We start from the raw sequence: 22,563 nt of genomic DNA, 5'->3' as shown, positions 1-22,563 counted from the left end.
TACGTCAATTTTGCTGATATCTGTTGTTATTTTGTCACATTTTCGCTATACTTTATGTGTCTTTGAAAAGGATTACAGATTCAAATATATAATGGATGTAAAGTATGAAATCGTTTCAACTAAAGAGAGGAACAAAAGGGGATAATCATCATGAAAAATCTTGTTATACTTGGTGGAGGGTATGGGGGAATGCGAATTTTGCATCGCTTGCTGCCCAATCAATTACCCGATGGATTTAAAATCACCTTAATTGACCGAGCACCTTATCATAGTTTAAAAACGGAATTTTACGCACTTGCCGCAGGTACCATTTCCGATTCACATGTTCGTGTAACATTTCCTGAACACCCACGTTTGCACGTAAAATTCGGGGAAGTTACTGGCATTGATATGAATGATAAACTGGTTCATTTGAGAGATGAAGAACCAATACAGTATGATGACCTAGTCATTGGATTAGGATGTGAGGATAAGTATCATAATGTACCTGGTGCCAAGGAATTCACTTATAGTATTCAATCGATTGACAATGCGAGGGCAACCTATCAAAAACTTAATAATCTTCCCGCTGGTGCAACCGTTTCGATTGTAGGAGCAGGTTTAAGTGGGGTTGAACTAGCAAGTGAACTTTATGAAAGCAGACCGGACTTGCAAATTAAGCTTTTTGATAGAGGACAGCATATTCTCTCGGCTTTCCCGGAAAAATTGAGTGTGTACGTTGAAAACTGGTTTGATAAAAACGAGGTTGAGATCATTAATAACTCAAATATAACGAGAGTTGGAGATAACGTCTTATTTAATAATGACCAGCCTGTTCAAAGTGATGTTGTTGTTTGGACCGCTGGTATTCAGCCAAATAAAGTTGTTCGTGACTTAGATGTTGAAAAAGACGGCAGTGGTCGTGTGGTTTTAACTCCACAACATAACCTGCCGAATGATGAACATGTCTATGTCGTTGGGGACTGTGCAAGTCTACCTCACGCACCAAGTGCCCAGCTTGCTGAAGGCCAGGCAGAGCAAATTGTTCAGGTTCTTTTAAAGCTCTGGAAAGGGGAGGCCCCACCAACGGAGTTTCCTAGAATCAAGCTAAAAGGTGTACTAGGTTCCTTAGGTAAAAAAGAAGGATTCGGTTTAGTAGCAGAACGTGCACTCACAGGACGTGTGCCACGTATGTTGAAATCCGGAGTATTATGGATGTATAAGTATCATAATGGATAATTAATTGTAAAATCGCGGTACCAAATGGTACCGCGATTTTTTGTTTTATTAAACAAAATGTGGTTCTGGGGGTATTTTTTCATTTGAGTTTTGTCTTCGAGAGTACACCTCTGAAACATCTGGGTGTTTTCTTTTCTGTGTTTTGTCTTCGAGAGTACGCTTCAGAGACATTTCAGTACTTTCACTTCAGTATTTTGTCTTCGAGAGTACGCCTCAGAGACATATCAGGTCTTTCGCTTCAATGTTTTGTCTTTGAGAGTACGCCTCAGAGACATTTCAGGTCTTTTGGTTCTGTGTTTTGTCTTCGAGAGTTCGCTTCAGAGACATTTCAGGTCTTTTGCTTCAGTGATTTGTCTTCGAGAGTACACCTCAGAGACATTTCAGGTCTTTTGTTTCAGTGATTTGACTTTAAGAAATCGCCTCAAAGACATTTAGGTGTTTTTGCTTCAATGTTTTGTCTTTGACTACCTGCTTCAGAGACATTTTGGCACTTTCACATCAGTTTTTTGTCTTTGACACCCCGCCTCGGAACAAGTTCTACTCATTGAGCAGTAATTTGTTCTTCAATCATTTTCTACCCTACAAAAAAAGCAAGGAAGATCACTCTCCCTTCCTTTCATTCATCTATTCAGCTGCTTTATACCCGTATTTCTCCATCTCAGCATAAATCGTTTTTAGTTTGGGACTGCCTTCTCCGACAATAGCACCTTCTAAGACAACGACAGGATAAAACATATCCTCCTCAATCACTCGAGTGGCAAATGTTTTTTTCTCTTCGTCCCCTGGTGGATCAAAAATATCTATATGTGTAATGTCGAAGGGTTGGTTTGGAAACTTTCTACTCAATGCTGCTTCGAGCCATTCATACGTCTCCTTCGAAGAAGGAAGATTTACACAGCTAGGGCAAAGTACTTCTGCACCATATACACAGATTTCGACTTTTTGCTTTTCCATCACTTTCACCCTTTCCCGAATCGTATCTTTTTTCATTGTACTAAAAATCTGGTAAAATGGACATAGAAAGTAATTAAGAATTCATCATGGATTTTCTCAATATACGTATGTAATTAAATATTGGAAAAAAAGCATTACTTGGTTTTAATAGATTTTTTCCAGTAAACAGATTATAATAATTATAAAGGTATGAGGAAAGGAGTCAATCAAATGGATATCAAAGAGCAAGTACAAGAAGTATTAGATAAACTTCGTCCTTTTTTACTTCGTGATGGCGGAGACTGCGATTTAGTTGATGTAGAAGACGGTGTTGTTAAGCTTCGTTTATTAGGTGCTTGTGGAAGCTGCCCAAGCTCTACAATTACACTAAAAGCTGGAATTGAACGTGCCTTATTAGAAGAAGTTCCAGGTGTAGTCGAAGTTGAACAAGTTTTTTAATAAATAATTCAATGCGATGCCTCAAATTTTTGAGGCGTTTTTTTATGCTATTAAAGGTTAGCGGTAATAATAATTAAAGAAGCGAAAACCTAGTTAGTTTCGCTTCTTTATTCATGTAGCGACAGTGAAGTTAATTTACTGCCGTTTTTCTCAATCGATACTTCCTCTACCTGATATCCTTCAAATACAAGCGATAGGTCTGCTTTCAACTGCTTTCCTCGTCCACTTTCGGTAAAACAAATCACAGTTGGTCCTGCTCCACTAATGGCAACACCAAATGCCCCTGCTCTCTTAGCAACTCGATGAATGCTGTTGAATTCGGGAATCAGCTTTGCCCGATATGCTTGATGGAATAAATCCAGATCCATCATTTTCCCTATTAACTCAAGGTTCTTTGTTAAAAGGGCTGCGACCATCACATTGCTGATAGAGCTAGCTTTTACGGCATCTTGATAAGATAATTCTGTTGGTAGCACACTACGAGCATCCTTCGTTTTCAACTCATATGGAGGAATGACAACGACCATATCAAAAGATAGATCACTCACATGAATAAGATCGGTGTCCTCGCTTCCACGATGACTTCCAATGACTAATCCCCCATATAGGGAAGCCCCTACATTATCAGGATGTCCTTCAAAATCACAAGCTAATTCAAGCTTTTGTTGATTGGTTAATTGAAGTTGACCAAGCTCATTTACAAGCTCAATTGCCGCGATAATGGCAGCTGCGCTACTCCCAAGGCCTCTTGCTAACGGAATATTGCTGTGTACATGAACCTTGCAGGGAGGTAGCTCACATGAGAAAATGGTAGCCACCTTCGCTGCTATTTGATAAATAAAATTTTCTTTATTTATTGGTGTGTCAGCAATTTCTTCTGTTTGCGGAACAAACTCCCACTGATTGCTTGGTTCGACCTGAAGAGTTAAATAACGATTGACCGCCAATCCTAATGAATCAAATCCAGGTCCGAGATTTGCTGTGCTTGCTGGTACTTTAATTTGAAAGGCTTGATCAAACTTCATGTAAAACGGCTCCTCGTATATGATCATAAACAGCCTTTTCATCATTAGGTAATACAACAGGCTTGATTGAAGTTGCTTCAATGGCGATATTTGGATCCTTTAATCCATTACCTGTTAAGATAGCAACTACCCGGCTACCTTTTTTAATTTCACCACTGCGAACCTGCTTGATGACGCCTGCAATGGATGCACAAGAGCCTGGTTCTGCAAACACGCCTTCTTTTCGTGCTAATAATTGGTAGGCTTCCAGGATTTCTGCATCTGACACTTCATCAATTTTTCCATTCGACTCACTTGCAGCTACAACGGCTTTATCCCAGCTTGCAGGGTTTCCTATTCGAATCGCAGTTGCAACTGTCTCAGGCTCTTCAATGACTTTATTTTTTACAATTGCTGCTGCACCTTCTGCTTCAAAACCTCGCATCTCAGGAAGTCCTGTATTATGACGCTCATGGTATTCTTTAAACCCTTTCCAGTATGCTGTAATATTCCCAGCGTTTCCAACCGGTATTGCCAATACGTCAGGAGCTCCGTCCAACTGTACACAAATTTCAAACGCAGCTGTTTTTTGACCTTCAATTCGATATGGGTTTACAGAGTTTACAAGAGTAATAGGTGCAGTTTCACTGATATTACGAACCATCTTTAAGGCATGGTCGAAATTTCCTTCGATTGAAATAATCTCTGCACCATACATAACTGCCTGGGCTAATTTCCCCATTGCAATTTTCCCTTCAGGAATAACAACGATACAGCGAAGACCAGCACGTGCTGCATATGCCGCCGCTGCTGCCGATGTATTTCCAGTTGATGCACAGATAATGGTATCACTGCCTTCTTCAATCGCTTTTGCAACAGCCATAACCATTCCACGGTCCTTAAAAGAGCCAGTCGGGTTAGCCCCTTCTACTTTTACATATAATTCAACACCAAGCTCTTCTGAAATAGAATGAAGTGGAATTAATGGTGTATTTCCTTCATTTAATGAAAGCATTGGAGTATTTGTATTTACCGGTAAATATTCACGAAATTGTTGTAATAGCCCCTGCCATCTCATGCCTGGTTTCCTCCCTCAACTCGATAAGAGCTTTTCACTTCTTGGATAATTTGTAAATCTCTAAGCTGTACTAAAATTTCCTCGTAGTCTCTTAATGATGCTTCATGAGTAACAAGAACAATTTCAGCTACATTTTTATTCTTTAACGGTAATTGAAGAATTTTCTCAAAGCTTACCCCACGTTCAGAGAATAGGGATGTAATTTTTGCAAATGCTCCAACTTGATCCTTTACGTGAATACGTAAGAAATATTTAGAGAAAATCTCAGAGTCCTCTTTTAATTTTTTCTCATATTGAGGTGATACAGCACTGCGACCATTTACCCCAAGTCGCATATTTTTCATAACCCCTACTAAATCAGAAACAATGGATGTTGCAGTTGGTAAACTACCTGCTCCTGGTCCATAGAACATTGTTTCACCGACTGCTTCTCCATACACATATACCGCATTATATTCATCATTCACTCCAGCAAGTGGGTGTGATTCTGGAAGTAGTGTTGGTTGTACACTTACCTCAACCTTCTCTCCCTTACGATGGGCCGTACCAATTAACTTAAGCACATAGCCTAAACGTTTACTATATTCAATATCCTCGCTTGTTACAGACGAAATTCCTTGAACGCGGACATCTTTAAGTTCAATATTCATTGAGTATCCTAAGGACGCCAGAATTGCCATCTTTCTTGCTGCATCAAGTCCTTCCACATCTGATGTTGGGTCGGCTTCCGCATAGCCAAGTTCCTGTGCTTCTTTCAATACCTCTTCATAGGCACTGCCAAACTTGCTCATCTTTGTTAATATGAAGTTCGTTGTTCCGTTCACGATTCCCATCATTTTAATAATTCGATCAGACGCAAAGCCATCAACTAAACCTCGGAGGATTGGAATCCCACCTGCAACACTAGCTTCATAGAACAAGTCACAACCATTTTCAGTTGCAACCTTTAAAAGTTCTGGGCCATATAACGCCATTAGGTCCTTATTAGCCGTAACAACATGTTTTTTATTACGTAGCGATTGAAGCACTAATTGTCTTGTGTCCTCCACTCCACCCATTACCTCTATAACTACATCAATTTCAGGATCTTCAATCACGTCATTTGGATTTGTAGTCAAAAATGATGGATCAATTTCTACTGATCGGTGTTTATGAAGATCTTGAACTAATACCTTCTTTACTTCTATTGGGCAACCAACTTGGTGCATTAATTTATCTTGATGATTTTTTAAAATCGTTACAACCCCACTACCAACCGTACCTAATCCTAATAGTCCAACCGAAATACTTTTCATTTACTTACCGCCTCACTTGTATTTCCCAGAAATACATTTGTCTTCCTATAAAAGACATTATAGTAGTGATACTTTGTTTTTACAAGTACTTTTTTTCAAGTATTCATTATGAAAACGCTTAACAGACTGATATAAAAGGATATTTTTTTATAATAAAGATTCTTTTCAAAACATTCCATCTATAAAAAAGAACACCTTCATCGCGAAGGTGCCCTTGAAAATCTTTTCATTTTACAGACAGTCCCCACTCTTTGTTAACAAGAGTCTTTGGTTGTTTATTGGATAGAACAAGTTCAATATTCTTACAGCAGAGCACCATCATGGCTACTCGAGTTTCCGTACTTGAAGAGCCAATATGAGGCAATGCTACGACATTTGGTAAAGTCAATAATGGATGACAAGCATCCACAGGTTCCTTTGCGAACACATCTAAACCAGCTGCTGCAATCTCACCATCAACCAATGCTTGATACAGTGCTTCTTCATCAACGACTGGTCCTCTTGAAACGTTTATGAACACAGCAGACTTTTTCATTTTCTTAAAGCTTTCTTGATTAAATAGGCCTCTAGTTTCCTCCGTGAGTGGTGTTAAACATACGATAAAATCCGAGTTCTCAATCACCTCATCAAAGGTTGCATAGGAACAACCAATACGTTCCTCCGCCATTACATTCCTAGAACGATTATGATAAAGTATATCCATCTCAAAACCAGTCGCCCGCTTTGCTACTGCCTCGCCTATTTTGCCCATTCCAACAATCCCAATTGTTTTATGGTGAACATCATGACCAGCAAGTAATAATGGACTCCAGCTTTTCCACTCACCATTTTTTACAAACTCTGCTGCTTCAACGATTCTTCTTGCAGTTGCGAGCAACAAAGCAAAGGTTAAATCAGCTGTTGTGTCGGTTAAAACATCTGGAGTGTTGCATACAGCGATACCCTTTTGATTCGCATATTCTACGTCAATATTGTCAAAACCAACAGCAAGATTTGCAATTACTTTTAACTTTGGTGCTGCATCTAGAAGTTCTTTGTCGATTTTTTCTGATAACATGGTTAACAGAGCATCAGCCTTTTTTACTTCTTCAAGAAGTACCTCTCTTGGAACGGCCTTTTCTTCCTCGTTCCACATATGTACTTCAGCTATGTCCATGAGTGGTTGAATGGCTTCATTGGATAGTTTTCTTGTAATAAAAACATATGGCTTCATCATTTTATACCTCTTATATAGATTATTCGTGTGCTGTTTCTATAGTATCATATATTTTTATTTTGAAGCCAACTGATGTTCGGAATTGTTAGTCTTTTTCGTTCTGCTCCTACACTTGATAAAAAGGTGGCTAAAAAGCGTTCATGATCACTTGAATGCTTTAGCATTGAATCTAATCTTTGTAATTGGATTTCCTTTTTGTTCTCCGATTCTGTCATATAATATCCTTCGATACATTCGAAAAAATGGAGTGGAAACAATAGTCTGGCATATAAAAGTCTCCACGAAAAGGGAGAAAGCGGACTGACTCGCTCATACTCTTTCATAAAATGGAGGATTTGCCCATTTTGTCTTGTTTCACCACTGGCATATTGATCACGGATAAATTCAGCCAAGTCCCTTGTGCAATGATCAAACACCCAGTCTGTTGGGAGCTTCGTAAATGACTCTTTATCCCATGACATTTCTGAAAAACGATGATGACAAATCGTCGCTGAATCAATTGCTGAAGGTGTTTCGTCCATTTCCGTATCAACGAGGTATTGAATTGCATTTTCCGTTAACCCTATATAATATGGGAATGCTTCAACAAATAAGGATTCAAAACGGTTCTGTGGATGTTGTTTCACTTTTTCCTTCCAGAACAACTCCATTTGATCCAATCTTCTCTCCCAAAGGAATTTCCATTGCCCAATTCGATTTACCTTATTGACCCGATATGGGAAGCTCCTGCCCCGTTTATGAAAACGCGCTAATTCATACCCGACTGTATTCGTATTCCGATGGCTATAAACAGGTATTCTGATAAGCACAACCTCTTCATCATGAATGGTTGTGCTTAAATTCCCATCTGTTGTGGGTAAAATGGAGCCTACACGTATATCGCCTTTTTGAATCATATAATCGCTAAGATGTTTGATTTCATACAGTTCTTCTTGTTCCACATATGGTATTGGCACAATACAATATATTATATTTCGATAGATGATCGCATCATAACCAAATGCTTTTATGAACCGGTCCACCTTTATTTTGTATCGTTCATTAAGTATATCCTTCATAAATCATCACCCCTCGCACATACTATGTAACTACGTATTAGTCTTTAAAACATCTATATGAAACAAATCGTTATTACTTGTGGTAAACTAGTAAATATTAGCAAATTATTTTGAAATTCTTAGAAATTAGGTGAATTCAGATGAGCGAAGAAAATAAAATAAACGAAATCGAACGAACTGCTAGAAAATGGTTAGAGGAAAGAGGCGTTACCATTCAGGATATTGCCGAACTCGTATACTTTTTACAAAGCAAATATCACCCAAACTTAAAAATGGAGGAATGTGTGCATAATGTTGATCGCGTTTTAACGAAACGTGAAATTCAAAATGCAATCTTAACAGGAATCCAATTAGATAAACTTGCTGAAAAAGGTTTACTTGAGGAACCTCTACTTTCCACTATTAAGGTTGATGAGGGACTCTACGGTGTTGATGAAATCCTGGCCTTTTCAATTGTAAATGTATATGGCTCAATTGGTTTTACAAATTACGGATACATTGATAAGAAGAAACCAGGTATTTTGGAGCGGCTAAATGACAAATCAACTGGCGAATGTCACACATTTTTAGATGATATTGTGGGAGCAATCGCAGCTGCTGCATCAAGTCGATTAGCACATAGAGCAGCAAATACAAATTAAAGGAAAAGACCAAATTGTAACGATTTGGTCTTTTTATATTGGATAATAATGGTATACTGAATTTACAAATTGTTTTGTTAGAATGAGGTGTGATATGGACCTATTTTTAAAAATTCTAGGCCTTATTTTTATAGCAATTGCGCTAATGATCACCTTTTCATTAAAAAAAGAAGCAAAAAATCTTGAAAGCCAAGTACTACATAGAAGTATAGTGAACCGCTGGACGAGACGCTACAAAACATCAACAATTCTGATGGGGATTGGATGCATTTGTGTCATAACAGGGCTTATTCTTTCCATGTAAAATGCGCTCAACCTGAGTGCTTCAGACTGTTGACAAACGCTCGCATACTTCGTTTCGCGCCTTGTCTGACAAGCGTTTTCAAGACCGTCTTGGGAACGTAATTTATAACTAAATATCCTGTAAAAAATAGAGTAGACAAAGTCAGTACTGACTTTGTCTACTCTTGCTCAACCTGAGCGCTTTTTATATTCGTTCCATCCATTCTTTTAAGCTGTTAATTGCGTAAGTCGGTTGACGGTCATATCCTTTTAAAAGTTCAGCAGTTGTCACACCTGTATGGACAAGAAGTGTATCAATTCCTGCATTCATCCCTGCCATGATGTCAGTGTCATAATAATCACCAATCATCAATGTATCTTCTTTAGCAATTCCTAATTTCTTTTGGGCTTGCTCCATAATCACTTTTTCCGGTTTTCCGATAAATATCGGTTGAACGGTTGTTGAAACAGCAACAACTGAAGTCAAGGAACCGTTGCCTGGTAAAAGTCCTCTTTCAGTTGGAATTGCAATATCACCATTTGTTGATATAAAGGTTGCTCCATTGCGAACCGCTAAACAAGCAAGAGTAAATTTCTCATAAGTAATTGAACGGTCGATTCCGACAACAACAAAGTCTGGATTCTCTTCTTGAATTGTGAATCCTTTTTCCTGTAGTGCTTGGCGAATTCCTTCCTCCCCAATCACATACACCGTTCCACCCTGCTTTAGATCGTACATATAGTTTGCAGTTGCTTGGCTTGTTGTGAATACCTGTTCCTCTGTACAGGCAATATCAAAATCACGAAGCTTTGCTGCAACCTGTTCTGGTGTTCTTGATGAATTATTGGTGACGAATAAATATGGAATTTGTTTTTCATTTAGCGCATTTACAAAATCACATGCTTCTTGAATCCGCTCAGTTCCACGGTACATTGTACCATCTAGGTCGAATAAATATCCTTTGTAAGTTTTCACTACTTCTATCACCTTTTGTTAGTTTTTAAATGCCGAAACAGGCCCTAGTTCATTTTCTAGATAGGATCTAACAGCTTCCGGAAAGCTGTTTAGACTTTGTTTATGGTTTTGGAAACTTGAAATGATCTCTTCATGATTGATTTCAAGGTAGTCTTGAACAATTACTTTGCGGAAACGAATGATTGCTTTTAGATCATTTGCAACCTGAGTTGTAACCACCTTTTCATCTTCAAGGATGTCAATAATATCTTCATAGCTACCAGGGTCACGCATAATGAAACCATCAATCATTGAATTCCCAACATCTAAAATTGCTTCAATTAAAAGCTGGGAAATCCGCTCTAATGCCTTCTTTTCAATTGTGCTTGTCCAATTTGTTTTCGATTCTAATAAATCTACATTTTCTTCGTAAAAAAGAAGGGTCTTCTCAATCTTTTCCCGGTCAACAAAATACACAGTATCACCTTCTATTTATAATCCTTTATTACACCACATATTATTTTACCATAAAGTTCATCATCAAACATGGTATACCAGATTTAATAATTCGTTTTCTAATTGCTATACCTTTGTTATGATAATGTAAACGACTGTTTTTAAAGGAGAATCCATTATGTCTGAACGTTTTTTCTTATATGATGACACGGTTGACACCCAAACACGATTTATAAGCTTTATGGGAGAAAACCAACGTTATGATTTAGCGATTATTCAGTCTGATCGTTATTATGGTAAGCATATTGTATTAAATATTTTAAGTAATCGCTTTGCCATTATCGGCAGAGATGATCTAGATGAACCTGGTTATATTGAACACGCTTTCCAACTCTCAGAGGAAGAAGCGGAGGAATTACGCTCTTTTCTGTATGAAATTGTCTAACATATTTGTGGAATCCCTGAAAACACTATAGATAAAAAGTGAGGTGTTTTACAGGTGGCTGAAAAAGATAAGGAAGAAATAAGGTATACGGACTTTTCGAATGTGGAGACGATGAGAGACTTTCTCACTTCTGAGGAATTTCCTGAAGGTCCTACTGGTGCTCCAGGCGGTGAGGAAGCACCTGTTGAAAACAAAAGTACACCTTGGAAAAAGGGCCAACGATATTATACACCGTTTAATTACGAATTTAAGTCTCTTCACCAAGACTTACCACGCCAATTTCCAGGTGCTCATCCTCCACATGATGACAAGGATGAAAATGCCGAACCCCCTTATGATTAATAAATGCATGAAAAAAGTACAGGTACTATGCCTGTACTTTATTTTTTACCTTTTTTAGAACAAAATAGGCACAACCGAAATTACAATACTCGTATAAATACTCGGAAAGGGTACTGATTTTTGTATCAAAGGATGCTTTTTGGTTTTTATCATCAAAAAATCCTTTTAAACGAAGCTGTTCATAACCCCAGTCTCCGACTATATAATCATATTTCGCAAGGATGTCGCTATATCTTGCCCGGAAGGCCTCTTCATCAAATCCGTTTTTTAGCTCATCCACAAGCTCATATGTACTGTTATTGATACTAATCACTTTTGTTCACACCCCTTATTATATATCCATTATAGCCAATCAACCCATCAATTACTATGCGAAATTTTCGTTGAATTGGTCAACCTACAATTGAGGGGGTGTCAAGATTGAAAAAGTATACAATCATCTCAGGCTTAATTGCCTTATCAGCACTAACAGGCTGTGGTGCTTCTGACGATAATGCAGGAGTGTTCCATGAAAGTGGAAATACCATCAATCGTATTGACCAAAATGAGCTTTATAATAAAAACGGTGTTAAAAACAATGGCAAGGAAATGACGAACTTTGGCTACGTTCGTCACCAAAAAAATCCAGTCCCTGGCAAGGCAAATGTTTACACTAATATGCCAGCAATGGATCGCGAAAAAGTAGCGGATTTGATTAGTAAAATCTGTACCTACATCCCGGATGTTAATGACGTAGCGACACTAGTTACGGATGAAGAGGTTCTTGTTGTGTATGATACCGATTCAAAGGACCGTAACTTAACGGCAGACCAAGTAAAACGTTCTGCTCTTTCCGTTGTCCCACGGTTTTATCATGTATACGTCTCTGATGATCCGGACATGATGAGTCAAATTGAAAGATTCGGAAGACTAGATTCTGACAGTCGTAATGTCGATCAGATTATAACATCTACAATCCAACAAATGATAAAATCTCCACAAGGTTACAAGGTAAGTGATGGAGAAAATGAAAATGGTGAAATGGAAGGTGGATTAAACCCTGAATATGAGCGTAAGGCTAGGGAAAATCAAGACTTCCTAAAAAACCCAAGCACCGGTACTGAAGGTGGAGATATCCACGACACCGGAAATAGAGGGACAACTGGAAATAAAGGAAATGAAGATCAAAAGAGGGATGATGCAAAAGACCTTTTAAGAAAAGGATCCCAGTAGTTTGAAAAATTGATGAAGGACTCGAAGGTTGTACTTCACCAATTTATGACAGACAACAAAAAAAGGGGGGCTCCCCCTTTTTTATGCTTGTTGTTTAAGTTGTTGATTTGCTTTTGCCGCATTTACTTGTTCGTCTGCGTGGTAAGAAGAACGTACAAGTGGACCAGCTTCACAATGGCTGAAGCCTTTACTTAAGGCAATCTCTTTTAATTCAGCAAACTCATCAGGATGGTAGTATTTTTGAACTTTTAAATGTTTCTTTGTTGGTTGTAGGTATTGACCAATTGTCATAATATCTACGTTATTTGCACGAAGGTCGTCCATTGTCTCAATAATTTCTTCCTTCGTTTCACCTAAACCAATCATAATACTTGATTTAGTTGGGATATCTGGATACATTTCTTTTCCACGACGTAAAAATTCGAGTGAACGCTCATATTTTGCTCTTGCTCTAACGCGGTCAGATAAACGTCGAACAGTTTCGATATTATGATTTAGAATGTCCGGCTTTGCATCCATTAATGTTTTTAAGTTATCGTACACCCCACCCAAATCAGATGGCAATACTTCGATTGAAGTAAATGGACTCTTTTTACGAATCGCACGAACGGTTTCAGCAAATACCGCTGCTCCCCCGTCCTTCAAGTCATCACGTGCAACCATTGTAATTACGACATGCTTTAATCCCATTGTAGCGACAGAATCAGCAACGCGCTCAGGTTCTTTCCAGTCCAATTCATTAGGAAGCCCAGTCTTAACCGCACAAAAGCGGCAAGCACGAGTACAAGTATCACCTAAAATCATAAATGTAGCCGTCTTACGAACAGCCCAACATTCATGAATATTTGGACATCTTGCTTCCTCACAAACGGTATGTAATTGCTTTTCTCTCATCATTTTCTTTAAGCCAGTGTAGCTTTCATTCGTATTCAGTTTTATTTTTAGCCATTCAGGCTTTCGAAGATATTCCTCTTTGTTAGACATACTTTATCACTCCATTGCAAAGGCTATCCCTATTATACTCCTAAAGTAATGAAGAATCCAAGGATTAGCATAATTCGTAAAATGTCAAGCTTCCAACAATTAGTTATTATGAAAATAAAATGTTTTACCAAACTAACAAGGAAGAGTTCTTTTGAAAAAATATATTGTCTTAATCGTGAACATAGATGTCTTTAACAATAATATATCCTTGCAATTTTTGAGAAAGGAGATTTGTCTGCGTGAAAAAAGTATTTGGAATAGTTGTTGTTATTTGTTTGTTTTTCACGGGAATCCCGATGGTTGCAAATGCAGCAGAGGGTAATCAAAACGTTTTTCAGGAACGAATGTATCTTTATTCTAAGATGGAAGCTTTAACCCAGATTCCTTGGTATTATTATGCGGCTATTGATCAATATGAACGAAGTATTCGCCGTGCCCGTAAAGATATACCGAAGGAAACAGGTTTGATTGGTATCTATATTAAACCTGAAGTTTGGGCAGGTGCTTTAAATCCAAATTTAAATGATACGAACCCACTCAGTATTCAGCTTTTTGGAGGAATTGGTTTAGATGGAAACGGAGATGGATTTGCGGACCAGACAAATGACGAAGATATCCTCTTCACGATATCAGAGCAAATTTTAGCCTATGGATCAGACCCTGATAATTTTAAAATTGGCTTATGGAATTATTACAAGCGTGATAAATCTGTTTCCCTTATCATGGGAATCGCCAAAATCTTTTCAACATATGGAACCTTAGATTTAGATAAGCATGCTTTTCCGGTTCCGCTCGGCTATAATCACAGCTATAAAAACACGTGGGGAGATGCCCGTGGCTGGGGCGGTCGAAGAATGCATGAAGGTACGGATATTTTCGCAAGCTACGGTACACCGGTTCGTGCAACCTCATATGGTGTGATTGAAATGAAAGGTTGGAACCGCTTCGGCGGGTGGCGGATTGGAATTCGAGATGTCAATAATACGTATCACTACTTTGCACACTTAAACGGATTTGCAAAAGATATTGCAATTGGCCAAGTTGTAGAGCCAGGTCAAATTATCGGTTCAGTTGGTAGCTCTGGATACGGACCACCAGGAACAGCCGGAAAATTCCCACCCCATCTACATTACGGTATGTATAAGGACAATGGTTTTACAGAATGGTCTTTTGACCCCTACCCGCATTTACGTGCATGGGAAAGAGCAGAACGTAAAGCAAGAAAAAGATGAAGTACAAAAGCGCAAGCGCCTTGAATTTGAACGTCGACTAACTGGAGCTGGGCTTGATACCCCCAATAAAAGTTATTCACAATGAAAAGTTTTATAATTTCCTAAACCAAAAGGTAAAGGCTGCGGTACAAATAATACCACAGCCTTTTTTCCGTTCTTATTTTGACCCTCTTTTTATAATCTATTCTGCTTGCTTTGCTTGTTTCGCCTTTATTCCAGCATATGCGATACTTGCTGCAAGACCTCCCCAAAGAATAACCATTCCAATAATCATCATTGCAATTGCTCCACCGGTCATAGTCCTACCCCCTTGTCGCTACTAGAAGAATAATTCTCCTCTAATGTGGCACGACTCCATTTTTTGAGCGATACGATTATTCCGAGTACAATGACTCCAACAGCAATAAATACACCCGGGAAGAGGATGAATGAAGTTACATACCCTTCATAGTTTCCAGAGTCAGTTTCGAATTGTTGAAGAATATTTTGCTTGAATAAGTCAAACATCATATATCCTAATACGACTGGTGTTACAATTCCCAGACAGAACTTCCACCATCCGCCAGCACGCATATCTGAAACGGCATTCGCATGTGCTTGCAATGGATTCATTTGCTTGAAGACCCATGCAATCAGAATAACTTCAACTAATCCTGCGACTGCAATACCGAATTGGTTGATAAAGTAGTCAACAACATCTAGGAAGTATAAGCCCCCATTTGTTGAATACAGGATCGAAATAAGGGATGCTAAACCAGCACCGTATATCACAGATTTATTACGACTAATTTTAAATTTGTCTTGAACTGCGGCAATGAATACCTCACAGATTGAAATAAGGGATGTTAATCCGGCAAATACTAAAGATAAAAAGAATAAAGCTCCGAAAAACTCCCCAAATGGCATTTGGTTAATAATTTGTGGGAAAACTGCAAATGCTAAACCAACACCTGCGGTTGCCACTTTATCTACAGGTACCCCTGACTGTGCTGCCATGAAACCTAGAGCTGCAAATACACCAATACCCGCTAATAATTCAAATCCTGAGTTTGCAAAACCAGTAATAAATGCGTTGTTCACTACATCGGACTTCTTAGGTAAATAACTTGCATAAGTAATCATAATTGCAAAACCAATTGATAAACTAAAGAAAATATGCCCGTATGCGGCAACCCAAACTTTCCCATCCATGATGGCATCCCAGTTAGGTTGGAAGAATGCATTTAAACCTGCACTTGCTCCTTCTAGTGTTACAGCACGGATTACGATGATTGTAAAGATCACCAATAATGTTGGAATAAAGATTTTATTCGCCTTTTCAATTCCTTTTTTAACACCTTTAAATAGAATAAATAGAGTAATTGCCCAAACAACAACCAATGGTCCAAAAACTCCAAGAACTGGAGCACCGACATCTCCAGGTGTTTCCGCTAAATGCAAGTATTTAGAGAATAGGAATCCTCCTGTATCCTCACCCCATGCTTTATTAAAAGAGAAGAATGTATAGGATATTGCCCATGCGATAATGACAGCATAATAGGTTGCAATGACAAAGGATATGAATACTTGCCACCAACCGAGCCATTCCATCTTCTTATTTAAACGGAAAAATGACAAAGGGGCTGATCCTCTAAATTTTTGTCCAATTGTAAATTCGAGAATTAGGATTGGTATTCCTGCTGTTAAAATGGCAAATAAGTATGGTAGAAAGAAAGCACCTCCTCCATTTTCATAAGCAACATATGGAAATCTCCATATATTACCCAGGCCAATCGCAGAACCGATAGCGGCTAATACGAAGCCTGCCCGCGTCCCCCATTGTGGACGATTATCCATAAAACAAACCTCCCCTTTTCCACTTTAGTCCATTACCGTGGTAGCCCTTTAGCACTAGACCGAAGTTGGAAATTTTAATATATTCAGATTATTGTCTATAATCTATCTATTAGTATAGCCAGTCTTTATTCCCGTGTCAAAAGTTATTTTAAAATTCGATTTATTTTTTATAAAAAAGAGACAAAGGTTCTATTTCCCTTGTCTCATACATATTATTTACATTCACTAAGTAAAAATCGAATAGTATTTTTATGCCTTTTTCATGTTTATTATTGTAATTACAAAGATAACAAATAATACGACAGTCGTAAGCAATCCTAACAAGGTATTGCCAGTTAGACCTAATACGACATAACCAATTGCTGCGAAAACAGCAGAAATGATGGCGTATGGAAGTTGCGTTATCACATGATCAATAAGATGACTGCCTGCACCTGTTGATGAAAGAATGGTTGTATCCGAAATTGGTGAACAGTGATCACCAAATACAGAACCAGCTAATACTGCAGCAAGAGCAGGAAGCATTAAATTGAGGTCTGACGCGGCTACGATATCCCCTGCGATTGGGAGCATCATTCCGAAAGTTCCCCAAGATGTTCCTGTAGCAAATGCCATGATACCTGCTACAACAAATAGGATAACAGGTAAAAAGGCAATATTTATATTAGATTTTTCAACAAGACCAGCCAAATATTTTCCTGTTTCAATCTGCCCAATTAAATCAACAATCACCCATGCAAATAATAAAATGTAGACAGCAGGAAGCATTGATTTAATTCCCTCAATGATCCCCTTAGGGAGAAGACTTATACTAACTGCATTTTTTGCATAGACTTGGACAAGGAATAATAGTACGGTGATGATAATTCCAAACAAGCCACCATATAATAGAGATCCAGTTACATCTGTGTTTTCCAAAATTGAAAAAATCGTTACATGACCTTCTGAAGCTTTATAGCCTGTCCAAAATAAGGAACCGACAGTACCAATAACTAATGCCATGATTGGCCATACTAAATCTCCTACAGTGCCTTTTTCACTTTGAGGCAATTCTTGTTTTAATTCTCCAAGTACTGGCTTTTGGGGATCCATAACCTCTCCAGTAGTCATTGCTCGATTTTCATGAACCCTCATACTTCCGATATTAATATTAAATACTGCAACCGCAATGACCATTAACATCGCTGATACTACATATAAATTCATGGGAATGATTTGTATAAAAGCTGATAATGGTGAAACTTCAGATATCCCATGTGTTACTAGAATTGGTGCAATGATTGCAATAATATAAGCACCCCAGCTTGAAATCGGTGAGACCACACATATTGGTGCAGATGTTGAATCAATAATATAGGCTAGTTTTGCACGTGAAACCTTGTTCCGATCTGTAATAGGCCTGCTCACTTGTCCAACAGCCAACGCATTAAAGTAATCATCAATAAAGATAATAATGCCTAAAACAGCAGCTAACAGCTGTGCACCTGTTCTTGTTTTAACCTTTGTTTGAGCCCATTCACCAAAGGCGCGGCTTCCTCCTGAGATTGAAATGAAGGCCGTGATAATTCCTAGTAGGAATAAAAATAAGATAATATATACATTCCATGTATTTAGTGCACCTTCTGAAACAAAGACCGCTTTAAAGCTATTCCAAATGGTGAGAATAATGTTTTGCAGCCACGCACCGATTCCATCATTTAGTAAAATTTTTCCGTGTAGAACGAAGGCAGCCGACACAATTCCGACTCCAAGGGAAAGTAGTACTTTCCGAGTTAAGACAACCATAAGAAGAGCAATGATTGGTGGGATAATTGAATAAATAGTTCCAGACATAATATGATCCTCCAAACTTGATAATTCACAGAGGGCTGTTTGTACGTGGTGATAGAGATATTTTATACAAATAAAAAGAGAGTAATGATAGAAAATAACTATCATTACTCCCAGTAATGTTATGTTATCCTCCATCACGATCAGTAGCCCTCCATTATAGATTCGACTCTATAATGACAGTGTTACCCTTTTTCAAGGCAACCCCAACAAAAATAACATTGACAAGTTTATTTTTGCTTCGGCGAAAAACCCTTTCAACTATGATCCTCGTTGTCATCCTCACATAGTTTACTCATAAATTCCGCACCTCTACCTCATCGATCCGATAAGGTGGTTTATTCATTTTTAATTTCCTTTAGTAGTATAATTCATTACACTCTATAAATCAATTATTCTAATATAGTATTTTTTGTTAATCTGTTGGAATTTCAATAGAAGGTGAAGAATCACTACCATTGTTATAGAATTCAGGTACATCGTGCAAGATATTTTGGTTAATCACAGGAACAATGGTTTCGATTTCAACCTCGCCTGTTGAAAATGGTAAAATAACCTGCATGGTCACAGTGGCTAATACATTGTATTGAAACCATCCATTATTAATTCCCCACTCATCAATTCTTCCTTGTGGCGTTGTTTCTCCAAAACCGACCATATGAAATCGAATTGGAATTTCCGGACCTAAATTACCTAAGATAGCATTGTTTGATGCTTCTCCTAGTGGTACTTTAAAAACAAATCCTGTTTGACCTGTTGCATCATCTTTTTCAAGTTCTAAATTAGGGTACTCAAGTTTTTGAATGTCTCCCTCATTTACATACTTTAAGTATTTTTCAATGTTTCCTAGGGTCTCTGTCGCCATTTTATTAACGATCTGTGTGTTGTAACTAATGACTTTTCCCGTTTCATCTGTCTGGACAATACTTAATTCCTCTTGAACTAATGCTTCCTCATTTATTTGTTGGTTTATCGCATTTTTGATAACAGTAGCAGCAACCTTCTTTGTTTCATTTTCAGCATATGCCATGAGCGCAGGCTCAATTGCTTTATTAATAATAAATAATCCGAGTAACGTCGAGAAGATAAAAAAGACAATGGTTATTAAAAAGACGTAACGAAAAGGCAAGGGCCCTTTCCTTCTTGGTTGTAGGCGACGTCTGTATTTTGCCAAAAGAAAATCCCCCCTTACATGCTATATGTATGCAAGTAAGGGGGGATGTACGATAATTATTTTTTCGACAATATTCTGTTTGTAATTGCTTCTTATTTATATTGAATACCTTCTCAGGTGTTTGGTTTAGATCATTTTTAATAAGGCGTCTTTGCCTTTCATTCCTATTGAAATGCCTCTTTTCTCTGCTTCGTATGTGATTGATTCAAGGGGGGCATCCAGTAATTGCTCGATTGTACGAACACCAACTGCCCTACCAGCAATAATGCCTCGATCTTTAAGTTTTTCATTTAATAGTGCAACGTCGAGAGCACCACACATAATGTAGCCATTTTCATTTGTGACTGCCATAAAATTTGTCTTAGGCAGTTTAACGGTAATGGCTGTAAATTGATGATTATCAATTATGATTGGTGTCATTGAGACCATTCCTAGCACACTCCTTTCCTTACTAATTTATGTATAGAGAAAGGAATTGTGTTAGAAATAGGTACTTGTCATAGACCTATCTTTAACGTACTTCTTTTGGCTAGGATTCTTTAGACCTTTTTACCAATTGATTTTATTTTTTCCGCTAAAAGATCCCTCAAAAATTCTGGCATATAATATTTTTTCTCCTTTGCATCCCTGATGACTGGAAAAAGTAATCCGAATGTAAACATATCAATGGTTGCGATGGAATATGTTTTTTCAGGATTTATCTCTTCACCATTAATTTTTATATTCGTGATATGGTCTACTCCATCTGAGAGCTTTTTAGTTTCGAGTTGAACCCCGTCATACACCATTTTGCCCATTACCTTTCCACGAAAGCCTAGACCTTTAATTCTAAGGTTTTCCATTTCATCTGTATTGGCCTGCAAAATGATTTCCTTCAGTTCATCACCTTTTACCCATACCTTACAAGGATTGATTGGATGTGGGCAGATTCGATGTAGGTCTTCTCTTGTTACTTTTCCGACTGGAAGCGAATCAAGCAATAGGCCCGCATTAACCATTGATAAATCTCCATCACACCATTCACGGAGCACTTCGGCTAATAGTTTAGAAAATGACGTTTCAGCAAACCAATTGCTAAGTAATGGTTCGTCAATGACCGCGATAACATCATCTTTTAAAAGTTGAGTACTTTCCAATAAATAGTCTGAAAGGATTTCATTCGTTTTTTTGCTGTCTGGAAGCGATTTTGTTGGGATTACATTAGCTGTACTTTCAATAAGCTTTTTTTGTTCTGTATCAATTTTAAGTGTGACATGACCGATGTAATTTCCATATTTTTGTGCACAGCATAGTAATGTATTGTTAATTCGTTTTCCGTTTTCTAAAAGGTGATGGGTATGCCCACCAAGTAGAACGTCAACTTCTGGGAAGCGGCTTGCGATTTGTTCATCTTCATTAATCCCTAAATGAGACAATAACAGAATCATATCTGTTTGATCTTTTAGTTCATCAAGTGTTTCCCTTAAAACTACAAGTGCGTCTTTAATATTCCAGCCAAGTAGCTTATATAAACCAATATAATGAACCGTTAAACCAATCATTCCAATTTTAAAACCGCTTGGTAAGACGTAGATATCATAGGGACGAGCCCAATTTGGGAGTCTTCCGTTTTGGTCAAAAAGATTTGCAAGCAATACCTTAAATTCAGCTTTTTCATATAAAGAATCAAGATGTTCATAGGACATTGTAATTCCCTCATTGTTGCCGATGGTTGCATAATCGTATTGTAGCTGGTTTAAAAGCTTAACATTCGTTTTTCCATAGGAAGCCTCTGAAATCGGGTGAAAGCGATCGATATGGTCTCCGATATCCATTAATAACATTTCTTCATTGTTTTGTTGGTGAAGCTGTCTCATTTCTGTTATATATTTTGTGATTTTCGGCCACCGATCAAAATGGCTATGGAGATCGTTTGTATGATAAATATGTACTGTTTCAATCAATCCTCTCACCTCCTTTAAAAACCTGGTTATGTATTAACTAAAAAAGTCTAATTGCCGTGGGGCAAGACCTCGGTATTCGATTCCGAGCATATCAATAAACTGTTTGGCATTGTCAGCTGCATCTCCACCTGAGTTATTATTAAATAACACATAGATGGTTTCACTTTCTTTGTTAAGTTGTTGTATGTGATCAACCCATTCTTCTAGCTCTTTCTTATTATACTTGTATAAGTACCTGACATCACGCCAATTGCCTTCGTTCGGCTTAGTCCATCCGTGAACATTACGACCATGGAAACGCACAAGCGTTTTCTGTTGATTTGTTGGGTGAAGGACCAGTGGAATTGAACCAGAGCCAGCCTGTGGTTCATCACAGATACTATGAATCCAGCCTTCTTGTTCCATAAATAATAAGGTTTGATCTTTTAGTTGTGGCGAAAACCATGATTGATGACGAAATTCAAGGGCAACTGGGATATCTCCCATTTGTTGCTTACACCACCGTAGGTAGTCCACATTTTCACGTTTACAATCATACCATGGTGGAAATTGAAATAAAACCATAGCGAGCTTGTCCGCTTGCTGATACGGTTCAAGTGACAAATGAAAGGCATCAAACATGTCGTTTCTTGATTCAAATGGAATTTCACCACGCTGATGGCCTGTCATTCCCTGATAGGCCTTTACAATAAATTGAAAGGAATCTGGTGTCTCTTTTACCCATTTTTCTATGTTCCGTTTAGGCTGTATAAAGAATTGTACATCTAAATTTTTCGGGATAAAACCATTAAATACTTTATTATCTACAATTGTACATAATTTATCCCAATTTGTTTGGGATAAATATTCTAAAGTAGACTTTAAATCACAAGCTTTTTTGTCATATGATAAAAAAACTTGCGCAGCACAACTAACAAAGTGGATTAGTTGTGCTGCGCAAGAAAAAAGAGCTTAATAGATTTCATAGAAT

At 37.9% G+C, this 22,563-nt stretch carries 23 protein-coding genes, 2 pseudogenes and 1 riboswitch; of the genes and pseudogenes, 8 read left to right on the top strand and 17 right to left on the bottom strand.

Going from position 1 to position 22,563, the window contains the following annotated elements:
* Nucleotides 1-150: 150 nt before the first annotated feature.
* On the top strand, nucleotides 151-1,218 hold the full coding sequence (locus DZB84_RS14450) for an NAD(P)/FAD-dependent oxidoreductase (RefSeq protein ID WP_116352974.1): 1,068 nt from the start codon (nucleotides 151-153) through the stop codon (nucleotides 1,216-1,218).
* Nucleotides 1,219-1,842: 624 nt separating this feature from the next.
* On the opposite strand, the gene DZB84_RS14445 is transcribed toward DZB84_RS14450, so the two are convergent.
* On the bottom strand, nucleotides 1,843-2,172 hold the full coding sequence (locus DZB84_RS14445; protein WP_116352973.1) for a YuzD family protein: 330 nt from the start codon (nucleotides 2,170-2,172) through the stop codon (nucleotides 1,843-1,845).
* Nucleotides 2,173-2,388: 216 nt separating this feature from the next.
* Between DZB84_RS14445 and DZB84_RS14440 the strand changes: the two are divergent.
* A pseudogene (locus DZB84_RS14440) lies at nucleotides 2,389-2,610 on the top strand (NifU family protein); the annotation flags it as partial.
* A gap of 107 nt (nucleotides 2,611-2,717) precedes the next feature.
* Here DZB84_RS14440 and thrB read toward each other — a convergent pair.
* From thrB to yutH, 5 genes are all read right to left on the bottom strand, one after another.
* On the bottom strand, nucleotides 2,718-3,635 hold the full coding sequence (thrB, locus tag DZB84_RS14435; protein ID WP_116352971.1) for a homoserine kinase: 918 nt from the start codon (nucleotides 3,633-3,635) through the stop codon (nucleotides 2,718-2,720).
* Nucleotides 3,625-4,692 carry a threonine synthase gene (thrC, locus tag DZB84_RS14430; RefSeq protein ID WP_116352970.1) on the bottom strand — a complete coding sequence of 356 codons (1,068 nt, stop codon included), beginning with the start codon at nucleotides 4,690-4,692 and terminating at the stop codon, nucleotides 3,625-3,627. The genes thrB and thrC overlap by 11 nt, the downstream gene beginning before the upstream one ends.
* The gene (locus DZB84_RS14425; RefSeq protein ID WP_116352969.1) at nucleotides 4,689-5,987 is read right to left on the bottom strand and encodes a homoserine dehydrogenase; all 1,299 of its coding nucleotides are present in this window, start codon (nucleotides 5,985-5,987) and stop codon (nucleotides 4,689-4,691) included. The genes thrC and DZB84_RS14425 overlap by 4 nt, the downstream gene beginning before the upstream one ends.
* A gap of 226 nt (nucleotides 5,988-6,213) precedes the next feature.
* The gene (locus tag DZB84_RS14420) at nucleotides 6,214-7,203 is read right to left on the bottom strand and encodes a 2-hydroxyacid dehydrogenase (RefSeq protein WP_116352968.1); all 990 of its coding nucleotides are present in this window, start codon (nucleotides 7,201-7,203) and stop codon (nucleotides 6,214-6,216) included.
* 44 nt (nucleotides 7,204-7,247) lie between these two features.
* The gene (gene yutH / locus DZB84_RS14415; protein WP_116352967.1) at nucleotides 7,248-8,261 is read right to left on the bottom strand and encodes a spore coat putative kinase YutH; all 1,014 of its coding nucleotides are present in this window, start codon (nucleotides 8,259-8,261) and stop codon (nucleotides 7,248-7,250) included.
* A 140-nt stretch (nucleotides 8,262-8,401) separates the two neighbouring features.
* Between yutH and DZB84_RS14410 the strand changes: the two genes are divergently transcribed.
* Together DZB84_RS14410 and DZB84_RS14405 are read left to right on the top strand one after the other, a co-directional pair.
* A complete protein-coding gene (locus tag DZB84_RS14410; protein WP_116352966.1) occupies nucleotides 8,402-8,902 on the top strand; it encodes a phosphatidylglycerophosphatase A family protein in 501 nt (166 codons plus the stop codon).
* Between the two features lie 94 nt (nucleotides 8,903-8,996).
* The gene (locus DZB84_RS14405; RefSeq protein ID WP_116352965.1) at nucleotides 8,997-9,206 is read left to right on the top strand and encodes a hypothetical protein; all 210 of its coding nucleotides are present in this window, start codon (nucleotides 8,997-8,999) and stop codon (nucleotides 9,204-9,206) included.
* A 183-nt stretch (nucleotides 9,207-9,389) separates the two neighbouring features.
* Here DZB84_RS14405 and DZB84_RS14400 read toward each other — a convergent pair whose 3' ends face one another.
* Together DZB84_RS14400 and hepT are read right to left on the bottom strand one after the other, a co-directional pair.
* Nucleotides 9,390-10,160: a TIGR01457 family HAD-type hydrolase gene (locus DZB84_RS14400; RefSeq protein ID WP_116352964.1), complete on the bottom strand. Its 771-nt coding sequence runs from the start codon at nucleotides 10,158-10,160 to the stop codon at nucleotides 9,390-9,392.
* Nucleotides 10,161-10,178: 18 nt separating this feature from the next.
* Complete coding sequence (gene hepT, locus DZB84_RS14395) at nucleotides 10,179-10,616, bottom strand: type VII toxin-antitoxin system HepT family RNase toxin (protein ID WP_116352963.1); 438 nt, start codon at nucleotides 10,614-10,616, stop codon at nucleotides 10,179-10,181.
* A 157-nt stretch (nucleotides 10,617-10,773) separates the two neighbouring features.
* Between hepT and DZB84_RS14390 the strand changes: the two genes are divergently transcribed.
* Nucleotides 10,774-11,040, top strand: coding sequence for a DUF3055 domain-containing protein (locus tag DZB84_RS14390; protein ID WP_116352962.1), 267 nt, complete (start codon nucleotides 10,774-10,776; stop codon nucleotides 11,038-11,040).
* Between the two features lie 111 nt (nucleotides 11,041-11,151).
* On the top strand, nucleotides 11,152-11,382 hold the full coding sequence (locus tag DZB84_RS14385) for a cytosolic protein (protein WP_116353042.1): 231 nt from the start codon (nucleotides 11,152-11,154) through the stop codon (nucleotides 11,380-11,382).
* Between the two features lie 25 nt (nucleotides 11,383-11,407).
* Here the strand turns inward: DZB84_RS14385 and DZB84_RS14380 are convergent, their stop codons facing one another.
* The gene (locus DZB84_RS14380; RefSeq protein ID WP_116352961.1) at nucleotides 11,408-11,695 is read right to left on the bottom strand and encodes a YutD family protein; all 288 of its coding nucleotides are present in this window, start codon (nucleotides 11,693-11,695) and stop codon (nucleotides 11,408-11,410) included.
* A gap of 107 nt (nucleotides 11,696-11,802) precedes the next feature.
* On the opposite strand from DZB84_RS14380, the pseudogene DZB84_RS14375 reads away from it, so the two are divergent.
* Nucleotides 11,803-12,447 (top strand): annotated as a pseudogene (locus DZB84_RS14375) (YhcN/YlaJ family sporulation lipoprotein); the annotation flags it as partial.
* Between the two features lie 228 nt (nucleotides 12,448-12,675).
* Here the strand turns inward: DZB84_RS14375 and lipA are convergent.
* Nucleotides 12,676-13,578, bottom strand: coding sequence for a lipoyl synthase (gene lipA, locus DZB84_RS14370; protein WP_116352959.1), 903 nt, complete (start codon nucleotides 13,576-13,578; stop codon nucleotides 12,676-12,678).
* 296 nt (nucleotides 13,579-13,874) lie between these two features.
* On the opposite strand from lipA, the gene DZB84_RS14365 reads away from it, so the two are divergent.
* Nucleotides 13,875-14,810 (top strand): M23 family metallopeptidase, encoded by a 936-nt coding sequence (locus tag DZB84_RS14365; RefSeq protein ID WP_116353041.1) that lies wholly within the window; start codon nucleotides 13,875-13,877, stop codon nucleotides 14,808-14,810.
* A gap of 181 nt (nucleotides 14,811-14,991) precedes the next feature.
* On the opposite strand, the gene DZB84_RS14360 is transcribed toward DZB84_RS14365, so the two are convergent.
* The 7 genes from DZB84_RS14360 to DZB84_RS14330 form a co-directional block, all read right to left on the bottom strand.
* On the bottom strand, nucleotides 14,992-15,108 hold the full coding sequence (locus tag DZB84_RS14360; protein WP_116352958.1) for a MetS family NSS transporter small subunit: 117 nt from the start codon (nucleotides 15,106-15,108) through the stop codon (nucleotides 14,992-14,994).
* Nucleotides 15,105-16,646, bottom strand: a complete 1,542-nt coding sequence (locus DZB84_RS14355; RefSeq protein WP_116352957.1) for a sodium-dependent transporter — start codon at nucleotides 16,644-16,646, stop codon at nucleotides 15,105-15,107. The genes DZB84_RS14360 and DZB84_RS14355 overlap by 4 nt, the downstream gene beginning before the upstream one ends.
* A 249-nt stretch (nucleotides 16,647-16,895) precedes the next feature.
* Nucleotides 16,896-18,479, bottom strand: coding sequence for a Na+/H+ antiporter NhaC family protein (locus tag DZB84_RS14350; protein WP_116352956.1), 1,584 nt, complete (start codon nucleotides 18,477-18,479; stop codon nucleotides 16,896-16,898).
* A 136-nt stretch (nucleotides 18,480-18,615) separates the two neighbouring features.
* Nucleotides 18,616-18,799: riboswitch (Lysine riboswitch) on the bottom strand.
* Between the two features lie 92 nt (nucleotides 18,800-18,891).
* Nucleotides 18,892-19,650, bottom strand: a complete 759-nt coding sequence (gene yunB / locus DZB84_RS14345) for a sporulation protein YunB (protein ID WP_116352955.1) — start codon at nucleotides 19,648-19,650, stop codon at nucleotides 18,892-18,894.
* A 126-nt stretch (nucleotides 19,651-19,776) separates the two neighbouring features.
* Nucleotides 19,777-20,079 (bottom strand): YunC family protein, encoded by a 303-nt coding sequence (locus DZB84_RS14340; protein ID WP_116352954.1) that lies wholly within the window; start codon nucleotides 20,077-20,079, stop codon nucleotides 19,777-19,779.
* 110 nt (nucleotides 20,080-20,189) lie between these two features.
* Nucleotides 20,190-21,593 carry a bifunctional metallophosphatase/5'-nucleotidase gene (locus tag DZB84_RS14335; RefSeq protein ID WP_116352953.1) on the bottom strand — a complete coding sequence of 468 codons (1,404 nt, stop codon included), beginning with the start codon at nucleotides 21,591-21,593 and terminating at the stop codon, nucleotides 20,190-20,192.
* Nucleotides 21,594-21,626: 33 nt separating this feature from the next.
* Nucleotides 21,627-22,403, bottom strand: a complete 777-nt coding sequence (locus DZB84_RS14330; RefSeq protein WP_116352952.1) for a DUF72 domain-containing protein — start codon at nucleotides 22,401-22,403, stop codon at nucleotides 21,627-21,629.
* Between the last annotated feature and the right edge of the window lie 160 nt (nucleotides 22,404-22,563).

Source organism: Bacillus sp. HNG (genome assembly GCF_003400205.1).
In the GTDB taxonomy this organism is placed as follows: Bacteria; Bacillota; Bacilli; order Bacillales; family Bacillaceae_L; genus Ferdinandcohnia.
The sequence above is the reverse complement of the archived record's forward strand: the minus strand, read 5'-3'. Positions and strand labels throughout refer to the sequence as shown.

What these genes read in the sequence shown, in the direction of transcription:
- DZB84_RS14385 (WP_116353042.1), top strand. Translation starts at nt 11,152, where the DNA reads ATGAGAGACTTTCTCACTTCTGAGGAATTTCCTGAAGGTCCTACTGGT.
- DZB84_RS14340 (WP_116352954.1), bottom strand. Translation starts at nt 20,079, where the DNA reads ATGGTCTCAATGACACCAATCATAATTGATAATCATCAATTTACAGCC.
- thrB (WP_116352971.1), bottom strand. Translation starts at nt 3,635, where the DNA reads ATGAAGTTTGATCAAGCCTTTCAAATTAAAGTACCAGCAAGCACAGCA.
- DZB84_RS14420 (WP_116352968.1), bottom strand. Translation starts at nt 7,203, where the DNA reads ATGATGAAGCCATATGTTTTTATTACAAGAAAACTATCCAATGAAGCC.
- DZB84_RS14360 (WP_116352958.1), bottom strand. Translation starts at nt 15,108, where the DNA reads ATGACCGGTGGAGCAATTGCAATGATGATTATTGGAATGGTTATTCTT.
- DZB84_RS14410 (WP_116352966.1), top strand. Translation starts at nt 8,402, where the DNA reads ATGAGCGAAGAAAATAAAATAAACGAAATCGAACGAACTGCTAGAAAA.
- DZB84_RS14365 (WP_116353041.1), top strand. Translation starts at nt 13,875, where the DNA reads ATGGTTGCAAATGCAGCAGAGGGTAATCAAAACGTTTTTCAGGAACGA.
- DZB84_RS14445 (WP_116352973.1), bottom strand. Translation starts at nt 2,172, where the DNA reads ATGGAAAAGCAAAAAGTCGAAATCTGTGTATATGGTGCAGAAGTACTT.
- thrC (WP_116352970.1), bottom strand. Translation starts at nt 4,692, where the DNA reads ATGAGATGGCAGGGGCTATTACAACAATTTCGTGAATATTTACCGGTA.
- DZB84_RS14350 (WP_116352956.1), bottom strand. Translation starts at nt 18,479, where the DNA reads ATGTCTGGAACTATTTATTCAATTATCCCACCAATCATTGCTCTTCTT.
- yutH (WP_116352967.1), bottom strand. Translation starts at nt 8,261, where the DNA reads ATGAAGGATATACTTAATGAACGATACAAAATAAAGGTGGACCGGTTC.
- DZB84_RS14450 (WP_116352974.1), top strand. Translation starts at nt 151, where the DNA reads ATGAAAAATCTTGTTATACTTGGTGGAGGGTATGGGGGAATGCGAATT.
- DZB84_RS14355 (WP_116352957.1), bottom strand. Translation starts at nt 16,646, where the DNA reads ATGGATAATCGTCCACAATGGGGGACGCGGGCAGGCTTCGTATTAGCC.
- DZB84_RS14390 (WP_116352962.1), top strand. Translation starts at nt 10,774, where the DNA reads ATGTCTGAACGTTTTTTCTTATATGATGACACGGTTGACACCCAAACA.
- lipA (WP_116352959.1), bottom strand. Translation starts at nt 13,578, where the DNA reads ATGTCTAACAAAGAGGAATATCTTCGAAAGCCTGAATGGCTAAAAATA.
- DZB84_RS14425 (WP_116352969.1), bottom strand. Translation starts at nt 5,987, where the DNA reads ATGAAAAGTATTTCGGTTGGACTATTAGGATTAGGTACGGTTGGTAGT.
- DZB84_RS14405 (WP_116352965.1), top strand. Translation starts at nt 8,997, where the DNA reads ATGGACCTATTTTTAAAAATTCTAGGCCTTATTTTTATAGCAATTGCG.